The following is a 14,814-nucleotide window of genomic DNA, read 5'->3' as shown; positions in this document are numbered from 1 at the left end:
GCACCTTCGGACCAACCCACCCCGTTGGCCGTAGCAGCGAACGACTTGCACCGGCCATCCGCCGACAGCCCGCGCTGACGCGAGAACTCCACGAACGTACCCGGGGTCGCCATGACGGTCACGCCACCGGCCAAGGCCATCGCGCATTCACCTGCCCGCAGCGCGGCCACGGCCTGATGCAGTGCCACCAGGGATGAGGAACACGCCGTGTCCACCGACACCGCGGGTCCGATCAGACCCAGCACGTATGCCACTCGGCCCGACAGCAGGCTCGGCGCGCTGCCGTGACCGAGGTAGCCTTCGAACCCCTCCGGTATCGAATGGAGGCGTAGGCCGTAGTCCGAGTACATGATTCCGGCGAAGACACCGGTTTGGCTGCCTTTGAGCGTGGTGGGATCGATACCCGCGTGTTCGATCGTCTCCCACGCCGTTTCCAGCAACAACCGCTGCTGTGGATCCATCGCCAACGCCTCACGCGGCGAGATACCGAAGAACGACGCATCGAAATCAGCCGCGTCGTAAAGAAACCCACCCTCCCGCGCATAGCTCTTACCCACCGCATCCGGATCCGAATCGAACAGATCCTCCGGCCACCCACGATCGACCGGCATCCCGGATACCGCATCCACCTCATCGAAGACCATGCGCCACAACTGCTCCGGCGAACCCACACCACCCGGATAGCGACAACCCATACCCACGATGGCGATCGGCTCACTCGATCGGCCCTCGACCTCACTGAGCCTTACCCGGGTTTCGTACAGTTCCGCGGTAACCCTCTTCAGGTAGTCGAGCAGTTTCGCGTCATTCGACATCGTGGTCTCCGATCATATTGATGCCGATCCCAGAACCCTGCTGTAGCCCGAGTTGCTGGTCGACGAAGCTGAACAGCTCATCGGCGGTCGACTGTTGGATCATGTCCGCCACCTGCGTGACATCGAATTCCAGTGCGGAATCCGACCACTGCGCCAAGATCTGCTTCAATTTCCCCTGCGCGTATTCTTTGCCGCGCGTGCTGGAAATCGATTTCTCGAGTGTCCCGATCAGCTCCTCGATCGCGGTGAGCTCGGCTTCCTCTAGCGGCGAGCCGGAGTCCAGGATCAGGGCCGACAGGTAGTCCGACAGCTCGAGCGGTGAGGGATAGTCGAAGACGAGCGTCGTGGACAGGTTGATGCCCGTGCGGGCCTTCAGCCGATTGCGGAGATCCACCGCCGACAGGGAATCGAAGCCGAGCTCCGCGAACGACGCGGACATGGTCACGCTGGCGGGGTCACTGTGCCCCAGCAGTGTGCTGATCTCCGCCAGCACCAGCTCGTCGAGCAGGGCCTTGCGTTGCGACTGCTCCGCGGCGCCGAGCTGATCGAGCCAAGCGGGAGCGCCGGCTGTCCGCATGACGCTGCGCCTCGACGCGGGCATCAGTGAACGCAGGATGGGCGGAATGTCCGCGGCCTCGAATGTGCGTAGCACCGAAAGGTCGAGTTGCATAGGTAGCACGGTGATTCGGCGCTGTGCCAGCGTTTCGTCGAGCATCTCTAGCCCGTTGCGCCCGCGCATCAGGGCCATGCCCTGCCGTGCGATACGTTGCACATCGCTCGCCTGCAGATGCCCGGTCATGCCCGAGTCCTGTTCCCACAAGCCCCACGCCAGTGCGGTCGCGGGCAGTCCCAGACCGTGCCGATATCGAGCCAGTCCCTCCAGGAACGCATTGCCCGCGGCGTAATTTCCCTGGCCCGGCGCGCCGAAGGTCGCCGCCGAGGACGAATAGAGCACGAATGCACGCAGATCCAGATCACGCGTCAGCTCATGCAGATTCCATGCCGCATCCACCTTCGGTGACAGCACCCGCCGCACTTGGCCCTCGGTCAACGACGTGATCACACCGTCCTCGAGCACTCCGGCGGTATGGACCACGGCCCGCACCGGGAACTCCGGATCAACACCCGCCAAGACCGCGGCCAACTGAGCACGATCGGCCACATCACACGCCGCCGCGCGCACCGACACCGCACCGGCTGCAAGCAGATCCGCCCGCAAGCCGGCGTAATCCTCGGCCGCTTCACCACGACGACTGACCAGCAGCACATGCCGCACACCGTGCGTGGTGACAAGATGCCGGGCAAGCATCGAACCCAGCGCGCCGGAGCCGCCGGTGATCAGCACCGTGCCCTCTGGATCCCACACCGGTGACACCTCGTCGGCGAGGTCACCGGCGCGTGCGCGTACCCGGGCCAATCGGGGCACGGTGAGCTGTCCGTTCCGCAGCACCAACTGTGACTCACCACTGCCGAGGGCCGCCGCCAATACCCGCCGGGACTCGGGCAGGCCATCGGTGTCGATCAGGGTGAACCGGTCTGGGTTCTCGGTCTGCGCCGAACGCACCAGACCCCACACCGACCCCGTTGCCAGACCCACTGCCGCGGAACCGGTTTCGTGACCACCGATGCCGACGGCATAGCGGGTCAGCACGACCAAGCGCGAATCGGCGACCCGCGGCTCGGCCAGCCAGGCCTGCAGCAGAGCCAGCGTGGCAGCCACCCGCCGGTACACGCCCTCGACCATCGGCTCGCCCGCCTGCGCCGCGTCGATCGGGACCAGCACGATCGGGGGCACCGTGCCACCGGAATCCAGCTCGGCGGTCAGCGCCGACAGATCCGGGAGCCACCGGCCGGCGCCCACGTCCGCTACTGCGCCGATGTCATTGCCGCCCAGGAACACCCACTCCGAGGCGCCGGGTGCCGCTGCCTCCGGCAGCGCCTGTGCGATCCACTCCAGTTCGTACAGTGAGTCGATCGCGGTCACGGTCGTACCGCGCAGCAGACTGTCCGGAATCGGCCGCACGCTCAAAGCATCCGCGGTCAGGATCGGCGCATCCCGGTCGTCGACCAACCACACCGAAACGCCGCCCTCGGCGACCGGGGCGATACGCACCCGTGCGCGCTCGGCGCCGGTGGCGTATATGCGCACCCCGCGCCACGCGAAGGGCAAGGCCGCCTGCTCAGCCTGCTCATCGATTCCCGGCGACATGGCATGCAGGGCGCTGTCGAGAAGGGCGGGATGCATCAGGAACGCGCCCGCCTCGGGCCCCGACTCCGCGGGCAACCCGATCTCGGCGAATATCTCCTCGTCGCGCCGCCACACCCGGCGCAGCCCCTGGAATGCCGGACCGTATCCGTACCCGTGGTCCGTGACCCGTTCGTAGGCGCCGGTGAGATCGAGTTCGGTGGCCCCGGTCGGCGGCCAATGTCCCAAGCCCGCTGATACACCGGCTGTCTCGGTGTCATTCGCCAGAACGGCGCCGGCGTGAAGAATCCACTCCTCGGCGCCCGGCACATCGGAGTCCGGCCTCGAGTGCACGCTCGCTTCGCGGCGACCCCCCGAATCCGGTTCGCCCACCGTGACCCGTACCTGTACGGCATCGGACAGCAGCAGCGGAGTGAGTACCGTCAGCTCTTCGAGCACCGTGCATCCGACACGATCGCCCGCGGCGAGGAGCAGCTCCACGAACCCGGTACCGGGCAGTAGAGCCGCACCGGCCACCTGATGATCAGCCAGCCACGTATGCGATCGCAGCGACAACTTGGCCGTCACCACCAGGCCCCCGGCGGGCAACTCCACCACCACGCCCAGCAGCGGATGGCCGGCCGCAGCCACACCGAGCGCATCCGCATCCCCGGCTCCGGCGCGTGCTTCGAGCCAGAACCGCTTGCGCTGGAAGGCATAGGTCGGCAACTCAACCCGTCGAGGTGCTGCCACGGCCGAATCCGCACCCACCCGCGTACCGGCACCGATTGCCCCGATGGCCAGCAGTTCGGCCAGGCTGGTCAGCAGGTACTGCGGTTCGAGGTGGTCACGACGCAGAGCAGCGGTCACCGTGAGCTCCGGATGCGACTGCACGAGGGTGTCGGAGACCGCACCGGTCAGGCTCGGGTCCGGGCCCAACTCCACGAAACCGCCGATACCCTGTTCCGCGGCGACGGCGATCGCATCGGCGAAGCGCACGGGGAGAAGGATCTGGTTCACCCAGTAGTGCGGATCGGTCCAGGCCTGCGCGTCGAGCAGGGTTCCAGTTGCGGTCGATATGATCGGCACTCGGGCGGCCTGGAACGTCAGGTCGGCCAGGACCGCGGCGAATTCCTCGGTCATCGACGCCATCAGCGGCGAATGGAACGCATGGCTCACCCGTAGCGACCGGGTCCGGCGACCGCGTTCCGTGAACACCTGCACCAAGTCCGCGACCGCCTCGGCGGCGCCCGAGACCACCACTGCCGCAGGACCGTTCACCGCAGCGATCACCGGCGCGGCACCAGTGGGCATCTCGCCCAGGAGTTCCCGAACCTCGGCTTCAGTGGCGGTGATCGCGGCCATCGCACCCCCGGCGGGAAGCTGCTGCATCAACCGGGCACGAGCCGTGACCAGCACACAGGCGTCGTTGAGGCTCAGCACTCCGGCCACATGCGCGGCGGCGATCTCACCGACCGAATGACCCACCAGCACCCGCGGTTCCACACCCCAGACGCGCAGCAGTTCGTACAACGCCACCTCGAGCGCGAACAACGCCGGCTGCGCCACGCCGGTCTCGTCCAGACCCGCGCCCGAGGCGATCACCTCACGAACAGAGACCCCTGCCAGCGGATCGAGGACGGCGCATATTCGGTCCAAGGCACTGGCGAAGGCCGGGTAGACGCACAGCCCCAGGCCCATCCCCGCCCGCTGCGAGCCCTGGCCGGAGAACACCACGCCTACACCGGGACCCGCGCCCGTGTCGGCACCGACAGCGACAGCGAATCCCGCCGTGTCCTCCCGCGGTACCGCATCCACCGGCTGTCCGGCCGCGACCTGCGCCAGCCCGGCCAGCATCGCTTCCCGGTCCCGGCCGACGATCACCGCGCGGTGATCGAACAGCGCACGCGATTCCTGGAGCGCTCGCGCGACCTCGGCCGGGTTCAGCTCGGGACGCGTCTGCACGTGGGTCAGTAGGCGGTTCGCTTGATCACGGAGGGCGACGGTGGATTTCGCCGAGACAACCCACATGGCGAACTGATCCGCCGTTGCCGCAAGTGCATCGGGGTCGTGATCTTCCGCGGTCGTGACGCCGGGAGCTTCTTCGAGAATGACGTGGGCGTTGGTGCCGCTGGCTCCGAACGAGGACACGGCCGCCCGCCGCGGCACATCGCCCTCGGCTTCCCAGGCACGGGCAGCGGTCAACAACTCCACCGCGCCGCTGGACCAATCCACCTGCGGCGACGGCGCATCCACGTGCAGGGTGGCGGGCAACCAACGGTGCCGCATGGCCATCACCATCTTGATCACACCGGCCACACCCGCCGCGGCTTGGCTGTGACCGATGTTGGACTTCACCGAGCCCAGCCACAGCGGCCGATCGGCGGGCCGATCCCGACCATAGGTCGCCAGCAGGGCCCCGGCCTCGATCGGATCACCGAGCCGGGTACCGGTGCCGTGCGCTTCGACCACATCGACCGCAGTCGGGGACAGCCCGGCATTCGCGAGCGCCGATCGCATCACCCGCTGCTGCGACGGACCATTCGGCGCGGTCAACCCATTGGACGCACCATCCTGATTCACCGCCGACCCACGGACCACCGCCAGCACCTCGTGTCCGCGCTGCCGCGCGTCCGAAAGCCTTTCCAGCAGCAGCATTCCCACGCCCTCGGACCACGCGACGCCGTCCGCCGCCGCAGAGAACGACTTACACCGCCCGTCCGGGGCCAGACCTCGCTGTCGTGAGAACTCCAGGAAAGCTCCCGGGGTGGACATCACCGTCACACCACCGGCCAGCGCCATCGAGCACTCCCCCGCCCGCAGCGCCGACACCGCCTGATGCAACGCCACCAGCGACGACGAGCATGCGGTGTCCACCGACACCGCCGGGCCCACCAGACCCAGTGCGTAGGAGACGCGGCCGGACAGGACGCTCGCCGCCGTGCCCGTCATCAGATATCCGGCGACTCCTTCGGGTACGCGGCTCATCATGGTCGCGTACTCCTGCCCGTTGCCGCCCACGAAGACTCCGGTCGCGGAGTCGCGCAGGCTGATCGGGTCGATTCCGGCGTGTTCGATCGTCTCCCAGACGGTCTCCAGCAGCAGTCGCTGCTGCGGATCCATCGCCACGGCTTCACGTGGTGAGATCCCGAAGAAGGCAGCGTCGAAATCGGCGGCGTCATACAGGAATCCACCCTCGCGGGCATAGCTCTTCCCAGCCGCGTCAGGGTCCGGATCGAAGAGATCCGCAGGCCATCCGCGATCCTCCGGTAGCCCGGATATCGCATCCACCCCGTCGGAAACCAAGCGCCACAGCAGTTCCGGGGAACTCACACCGCCCGGGAATCGGCATCCCATTCCCACGATGGCGATGGGCTCATCCACGGCGGCCAACACGGCAGTCGTCGTCTCGCCCGGTCTCGTCGACAGGAACCGTTCGCACAGATGCTCGGCCGTTCCGCGGATCGACGGATGATCGAACGCGACCGTGGCCGGAAGTTCGCACCCCACCGATGTTTTCAGCGCATTGCGAAGGTCGACCGCGAGAATCGAGGTCATGCCGAGTTCCAGGAAGGGCGTGTCGACGTCGACCCGGTGTTCGGCGGGCAACCCGAGAACACGCAGCACCGTGCTAGTAACCAATCGCAGCATCTCGCGGCGAGCACCCGGTTCGTCGTTGCGGAACCGCTCGTGCCACTCCGAGGCGCGGGAATTGCCACTGTAACCCTGTAGCGCCGCGCCGGCAGGTTCGGCGTCGGCCGATCCGGCGGCATCGTATTCGCCGGTGAGCCAGTATCGCTGATGTTGGAACGCGTACGTGGGCAGTTCGATTCGCCGCTCGACCGGTCTCGATCCGGTGTGGTCTCCGGTCGCGATCCGCCAGTCGACGGGCTGACCTGCCGTGAACAGTTCGGCCAGGCTCGTCAGCAGGTGCATCGGTTCGGAACGGTCACGCCGCAGCGCGGCAGTCACCAGGAGCTCCGGGTGCGAATCCGCAAGGGTGCCGGCCACCGCACTGGTCAAACTCGGATCCGGACCCAGTTCCAGGAAACCAGCGACACCATGCCCGGCCGCGACAGTGATCGCGTCCGCGAACCGCACCGGACGCAGAATCTGATCGACCCAATACCGAGGGTCGGTCCAGGCCTGCGAATCCAGCAGTGTCCCCGTCGACGTCGACACGATCGGCAGGTGTGCGGGCCGGAACGTCAAACCCGACAACGCGTGAGCGAACTCCCCGGTCATCGGCTCCATCAACGGCGAATGGAACGCATGACTCACCCGCAGCAACCGCACGCGCCGACCACGCTGTTCGAGAACGCTCACGACTTGCGCGACGGCCCCGGCCGCACCCGAAACTACCACCGCAGCGGGCCCATTCACCGCAGCGATCACCGGCGCGACACCCGACCGCGCCAGAACTTCATCCAGAATCGCCGTGACCTCGGCCTCGGTGGCAGACACCGACGCCATCGCACCCCCCACCGGAAGCTGCTGCATCAACCGTGCACGCGCCGCAACCAGCAGACAGGCGTCGTTGAGATCCAGCACACCGGCCACATGTGCGGCGGCGATTTCACCCACCGAATGACCCACAAGCACGGTGGGTTTAACGCCCCACGACGACAGCAACTCGTACAGTGCCACTTCCAGAGCGAACAGCGCCGGTTGTGCCAGGCCCGTGTCGTCGAGACCCGCTCCGGAGGCAATCACCTCGCGAATCGAGGTGCCCACCAGGGGATCCAGAATGGAGCAGACCCGATCCAGGCCGGCAGCAAAGGCTGGGAACACGGTCAGCCCCAAGCCCATGCCCACCCGCTGCGAGCCCTGTCCCGAGAACACCACACCCACACCGGAACCCACACCTGCACCAGCTCCGACAGCCACGCCGAACCCGGACGTTTCCGCACGCAGTACCCCGGCGGGCTGACCGGCCGCGACCTCCGCCAGACCCGTAAGCAGCGCCTGCCGGTCCCCGCCGACGATCACCGCGCGATGGTCGAACAGGGTGCGTGTTTCCCGTAGCGCCCGTCCCACCTGCACGGGTTCGAGGGTGTGCCGATCGCGCACGTGGGACAGGAGGCTGGCCGCCTGATCACGCAGTGCGGCAGCTGATTTCGCCGACACCACCCAGGCCGACGGAAGGTCCGCCGCCTTGGTTGCGCCGAATCGGGTGAGAGCTTCCGAGTCTTCGGGTGCTGCCTTGTCAGCGGCTGACTCCTCGAGGATGACGTGGGCGTTGGTCCCGCTGATACCGAACGACGACACCGCCGCACGACGCGGAGCATCCGCGACGGCGTCCCACTCCCGCGCAGACGTCAGCAACTGCACCGCACCACTGGACCAATCCACATGCGGCGAGGGAGCATCCACATGCAAGGTGGCGGGCAACCGCTGCTCTCGCATGGCCATCACCATCTTGATCACACCAGCCACACCCGCCGCGGCCTGGCTGTGACCGATATTCGACTTCACCGACCCCAACCACAACGGCCGATCAGCCCCACGATCCTGACCGTAGGTGGCCAACAACGCCTCAGCCTCGATCGGATCACCCAACCGAGTACCGGTGCCATGCGCCTCCACCACATCGACAGCACTCGCAGGCAACCCAGCATTGGCCAACGCAGCACGAATCACCCGCTGCTGCGACGGACCATTCGGCGCAGTCAAACCATTCGACGCACCATCCTGATTCACCGCCGAACCACGCACCACGGCAAGAACCTCGTGCCCGAGCCGCCTCGCATCCGAAAGGCGCTCCAGCAAGAGCAATCCCACGCCCTCGGACCACCCCGCACCATCGGCGGCCGCAGCGAACGACTTACACCGCGCGTCGGCGGACATGACGCGCTGACGCGAAAACTCCACGAACATCCCGGGGCCCGATATGACCGTCACACCACCGGCCAGGGCCATCGAGCATTCCCCCGCGCGCAGCGCCGACACCGCCTGATGCAACGCCACCAACGAGGAGGAACACGCGGTGTCCACCGTCACCGCCGGACCAAGCAGGCCAAGCACATAGGAGACACGGCCAGAAGCCACGCTGAGGGTGGTGCCGGTCAGCGACAGCCCTTCGACTTCGGGGTGACCACGACCGACCCGGGGGCCGTATTCCTGCGAGATCGCGCCGACGTAGACGCCGGTCTGGGTGCCGCGCAGACTGGTCGGATCGATGCCCGCGTGTTCGATCGTCTCCCAGGCGGTTTCCAGCAGCAGTCGCTGCTGCGGGTCCATCGCCAGAGCCTCACGCGGTGCGATGCCGAAGAACCCGGCGTCGAAATCTCCTGCGTTGTAGAGGAATCCGCCCGCACGCGCGTAACTCTTGCCGACCGCGTCCGGATCGGAGTCGAACAGATCTCGGGGCCAGCCACGATCCTCCGGCAACCCGGCGACCGCATCGATCTGTTCGGAAACCAGGCGCCACAGCTGATCCGGTGAGCTCACCCCACCGGGGTAGCGGCACCCCATTCCGACGATCGCGATCGGTTCACTCAGCCGAGCTTCGACTTCGTGCAGCTTCTCCCGGGTTTTGCGAGCCTTCTCGATGGTCAGCTTCAGATGCTCGCGCAGCTTGTCTTCAGTACTCATTTTTCATCTCACCTCGAGCGTCGCAGCGAACCGGATCAGTCCAGTTCATTGGCGAGCGCGAACAATTCGTCGTCCGACGCCGCATCGAGGTCAGAGCTTTCCGCCTTCATCGACTGCCGGCACAGGTCGAGCATCTCTTGCAGCTGCGCGATCAGCTCGTCGCGCGCCGGTTCACTCGACAGTGCACTCGGCAGTCTGCTCGTGAGCGAACGCATCTCGGCCAGCAGAGAATCGTCGCCTGCGGCGGTCGTCTCGAACCAATCGGCAATGTATTGGGTGAGGCTTCTGATGTCCGGGTAGTCGAAGATCAGGGTGGTCGGCAGCCGCAGCCCGGTCGATTTGGTCAGCCGGTTGCGCAACTCCACTGCCGTCAGCGAATCGAACCCGAGATCCTTGAATGCCCGCTCCTCGTCGATCCGGCTGCCCGGCTCGTAGCCGAGCACCGCAGCGACCTCGCCTCCGATCACATCGGTGAGCAAGAGGTGGCGCTGTTCACCCGGCAGCGCGGCCAGCCGTTCCGGCAGGCCGCCATGTTCGCCGCGAGCCCGCGCCGGACCGGGACGGCCGGGTGCGGCGGCGGCCAGTCCGGCGAAGACCCCGCCGATACCATTGGCGCGCAACATGTTCAGATTCCATTTGGCCGGAACCAGCACCGGCGCCGGGCTGGTGAGGGCGCGATCCAGCAACGCATGGCCTTCGGCGTCGCTCATGGCGATCAATCCCCCACGATTCATGCGGTCCCGGTCACCGGCTCGCAGATGCCCGGTCATACCCGAGGACTGCTCCCACAGACCCCACGCCAATGACGTCGCGGGCAAACCCAGACCGTGCCGGTAACGCGCCAGACCATCGAGGAAGGCATTACCAGCCGCGTAGTTGCCCTGCCCCGGGGCGCCGAACATGGCCGCCGACGATGAATACAGCACGAACCCACGCAGATCCAGATCCCGAGTCAACTCGTGCAGATTCCATGCCGCGTCCACCTTCGGTGCGAGCACCCGCCGCAGCTGCTCACCGGTCAACGAGGTGATCACGCCGTCGTCGAGCATACCGGCGGTATGCACCACCACCCGGACCGGGAACCGCGGATCCACACCGGCCAGAACCTCGGCCAGCTGGGCACGATCGGTCACGTCACACGCCGCCGCACGCACCGAATCCGCGCCCGCGGCAATCAATTCCGCCCGCAATTCGGCGAAACCCGCAGCCGATTCACCGCGACGACTAACCAGCAACAACCGGCGAACACCGTGCACGGTCACCACATGCCGCGCCAGCATCGCGCCCAAAGTGCCGGAGCCACCGGTGATCAGCACCGTGCCCTCGCCATCCCAGACCGGAGACGAACCACCCACCCGCAGCACGTTCTTACCGATGTGGCGGCCCTCACGCATGAACCGGAATGCCTCGCGTGCCTGATTCACCTCCCACACCCGCACCGGCCACACCCGCAATGCCCCGGACCGGAACAATGCGAGTATCTCGGCCAGCATCTGCTGAATGCGCTCGGCTCCGCCGTCTCGGACCACGTCGTAGGCCCGATAGGTGACGTCGGGGAACCGTGCCGAAAGTTCCTGGGGGTCACGCAGATCGGTTTTGCCCATTTCGATGAATCGGCCGGAGGTCGCGGTCAATCGCAACGACGCATCCAGGAATTCGTAGGCCAGTGAGTTCAGTACCACATCCACACCCCGGCCCGCGGTCGCGGCGGCGAACGCCGTCTCGAACTCGAGCGTTCGCGACGAGGCGATATGCGCATCGTCCACACCGAGCTCCCGCAGCACCCCGAATTTGGCCGGGCTCGCCGTCGCGAACACCTCAGCACCCAGATGCTTCGCCAGCTGGACCGCCGCCATACCGACACCACCGGCGGCGGCGTGAATGAGCACCGACTCACCCGCTCGCAACCCGGCCAGGTCGACCAGCCCGTAGTAGGCGGTCAGGTACACCACCGGCACCGCCGCCGCCTGCTCGAACGACCAGCCGCTCGGCATGGGCGCCAGCATCCGCTGATCGGCGATGGCGAACGCGGCGAATGCGTCAGGGAAGATGCCCATGACGCGATCGCCGGGCGCGAATTCCGTGACGCCCGGACCGACTTCGTCGACCACACCCGCGCCTTCGCTACCGAGCGCGATCGCATCTGGGTACATGCCCAGTGTCATGAGTACGTCACGGAAGTTCACCCCGGCCGCCCGCACCGAGATTCGCACTTGGCCTGCGGTCAGCTCACCATGGCTCGCACGGTCGGCGACCGCATCGGTCACCGCGTCCAGGGCATCCAGCGACCCGACTTCCGGCGCGCCTATCCGCCATGGCCGATCCTGGGGAAGCACAAGCGAATTCGGTGTACTCACCCGCGTCAGGCGGGGCACGGTCACCTGTCCGGCGCGCAGCACCAATTGCGACTCGCCGCTGTCCAACGCCGCGCCAAGTATTCGCCACGACTCCGGCGTGCCGTCGGTATCGACCAGCACGAAACGGTCCGGGTTCTCCGACTGCGCCGAACGCACCAGACCCCATACCGACGCACCGGCCAACGCTGACACCGAATCCACAGCCGCGGAGGCGGTTTCAGCGGTGCCGATACCGGAGGCGTTGCGTGTCAGCACGATCAGGCGAGTGTTCGCGACCCGCGCTTCGGCCAGCCATGACTGCAGCAGCGCTAGCACCGCCTCGACCTGCCGATACACGCCCGCCACCACCGGCTCGCCCGAGCCAAGGATGTCGACGGGAACCAGCACCGCCGCGGGTACCGTGCCACCGGCCTCGATCTCGGCGGTCAACGCCGCCAGATCCGGCAGCGACCGTCCGCCCGCGGCCTCGTCGATGCCGCCTTCGCCCAGGACAACCCACCGCGAACGATCATCGTCCACCGGAGTCGGCAGAGACGGGGTGATCCACTCCAGCTCGTACAGCGAATCCCCGGTATACCCGCTCGCACCGCGCAGCAGGTTCTCCGGGATCGGCCGCAAACTCAGCATGTCCACGGTCATGATCGGGATGTCCCGCTCGTCGGCCAGCCACACCGACACTCCCTCTTCGGCGACCGGAGTGATGCGCACCCGCGCGTACTCGGCGCCGCTGGTGTACACCCGTGCACCGCGCCAGCCGAACGGCAGCACCGCCGTCCCGTCCTGCGATTCGATCCCCGGCAGCAGGACGTGCAGCGCACTGTCGAGCAGGGCCGGATGCATGAGGAACTCGGCCGGGTCGGTCCCGGTCTCCGACGGCAGGGCGATCTCGGCGAAGATGTCATCGCCGCGCCGCCATGCCCGCCGCAAACCTTGGAACACCGGACCGTAGTCGTATCCGTGCTCGGCTACCCGCTCGTACGCGTCGGCGACGTCGATATCGGTGGCACCGGCCGGCGGCCAAGAGCCCACACCTTCTGGAGCACTGTGCGTCTCGGCCTCGGTCGCCAGGATCGCACTGGCGTGAAGTGTCCACGCCGCGCCTTGTTCGCCGACATCGGCGCGTGCGTGCACGTTTGCCTCGCGACGCCCATCCGCATCCGGCTCCCCCACCGCGACACGCACCTGCACCGCATCCGGCAACGACAACGGCGCCACCACCGTCAACTCCTCGACCACCCCGCACCCGACGCGATCACCGACGGCGACAAGCAATTCCACGAAACCCGTCCCTGGCAGCAACGCCACACCGGCGATCCGATGGTCACCCAGCCACCCATGCGACCGCAGCGACAATCGAGCCGTCGCCACGACCCCACCGGACGGCAATTCCACCACCGCACCCAGCATCGGATGCGCTACCGCCTCCACACCCAGTGCGTCCGCACCGCCACGGCCCGGCACCGATTCGAGCCAGAACCGCTTGCGCTGGAACGCATATGTCGGCAGTCCCATGCGCCGGGTATCGCGGTCGGCGAACACCTCGCCCCAGCGCACATCCACACCCGCGACGAACAGCTCGCCCGCGGACCGTAGCAGCTCCGTCGCTTCGTCACGGTCGCGGCGCAGCGTGGCCGCGACCACCGCCGCACGCGCCGCGTCGTCGATCGTCTCCTGTATTCCGATCGTCACCACCGGGTGAGCGCTGACCTCGACGAACACTCCGTGCCCTGTCTCGACCAGACCCCGGATGCCCTCCTCGAATTCGACGGGTTCGCGCAGGTTGCGGTACCAGTAGTCGCTGTCCATCTCGGCAGTGTCCAGCCAGCCGCCGGTAACGGTGGACCACAGCGGGACCGCACCGGAACGCGGTGCCACCGAACGCAATTCATATCGAAGCCGATCCGAGAGCTGCTCCACCTGCTTGGAGTGCGCCGCGTAGTCGACCGGAATCCGCCGTACCCGGACGCCGTCGGATTCCAGAGCGCCGAAGTATGCGTTCAGGGCCTCGATCGCGCCGGATACCACAGTACTGCGTGGCCCGTTCACGGCGGCGATCGACAGTTCACCCCGCCACGGCATCAGGGCTTCGGCGACCTCGTCGCGGGGTAGCGGTACCGACAGCATGCCGCCGCGATCCGACAGGTCCACGAGAAGTTGGCTGCGCCGGGCGACTATCAGCGCGGCGTCGGCGAGGGACAGCCCTCCCGCGACATGCGCGGCGGCGATCTCGCCTTGTGAATGACCCACCACCGCGTCGGGGGTCACGCCGAGGGAACGCCATACCGCCGCGAGGGAAACCATCACCGCGAACAGCACCGGTTGGACCACGTCCACCCGTTCCAAGGTCTGCTCGTCCGCAGCGTTCAGCACCTCCAGCACCGACCAGCCGACCAGGGGCCGTAGCACCCGATCGCATTCGCTCAGGGCGGCGGTGAAGACGAGCGAGGTGCGGAGCATGCCCTGGGCCATGCCGAGCCATTGCGAGCCCTGCCCTGGGAAGACGAATACCACCCGATGGTCGTCATCGGCGGACGAGCCCGTGATCACCTGCTCACCGTGCCGTCCGTGCGCCAGCGACTGCAGGCCGTCGAGCAGGGTGTCCCGGTCCGCGCCGATGATCACCGCGCGGTGCTCGAACACCGTGCGCGATTCGGCCAGGGACCAACCCACATCAGCCGGGTCCGACTCGGGCTGCTCGCGCAGGTGCGAGAGCAGGCGGTCGGCTTGATCGCTGAGTGCCACAGTAGATTTCGCGGACACCACCCACACCAGTGGCCTCTTCGACGTGTCGGATTCGCCGGTCGCGTCGACTTCCTCCCCGCGCTCCGACACAACCGAATCAACGGCCTCTTCGAGGATGACA

Annotated in this window: 3 protein-coding genes; all 3 read right to left on the bottom strand. The window is 67.1% G+C overall.

Annotated elements, in window-relative coordinates; translation table 11 throughout:
- Window positions 1-815: beta-ketoacyl [acyl carrier protein] synthase domain-containing protein (locus NL1_RS33585; RefSeq protein WP_174553510.1), on the bottom strand; the 815-nt coding region annotated here is incomplete at its 3' end.
- A complete protein-coding gene (locus NL1_RS39825) occupies window positions 805-9,594 on the bottom strand; it encodes a type I polyketide synthase (RefSeq protein WP_067848329.1) in 8,790 nt (2,929 codons plus the stop codon). The genes NL1_RS39825 and NL1_RS33585, both read right to left, overlap by 11 nt.
- 35 nt (window positions 9,595-9,629) lie before the next feature.
- The gene (locus NL1_RS33575) at window positions 9,630-14,711 is read right to left on the bottom strand and encodes a type I polyketide synthase (RefSeq protein ID WP_218024529.1); all 5,082 of its coding nucleotides are present in this window, start codon (window positions 14,709-14,711) and stop codon (window positions 9,630-9,632) included.
- Between the last annotated feature and the right edge of the window lie 103 nt (window positions 14,712-14,814).

It is taken from the genome of Nocardia lijiangensis NBRC 108240 (assembly GCF_001613045.1).
GTDB lineage: Bacteria > Actinomycetota > Actinomycetes > Mycobacteriales > Mycobacteriaceae > Nocardia > Nocardia lijiangensis.
This window is presented reverse-complemented; position numbering and strand designations above follow the sequence as displayed.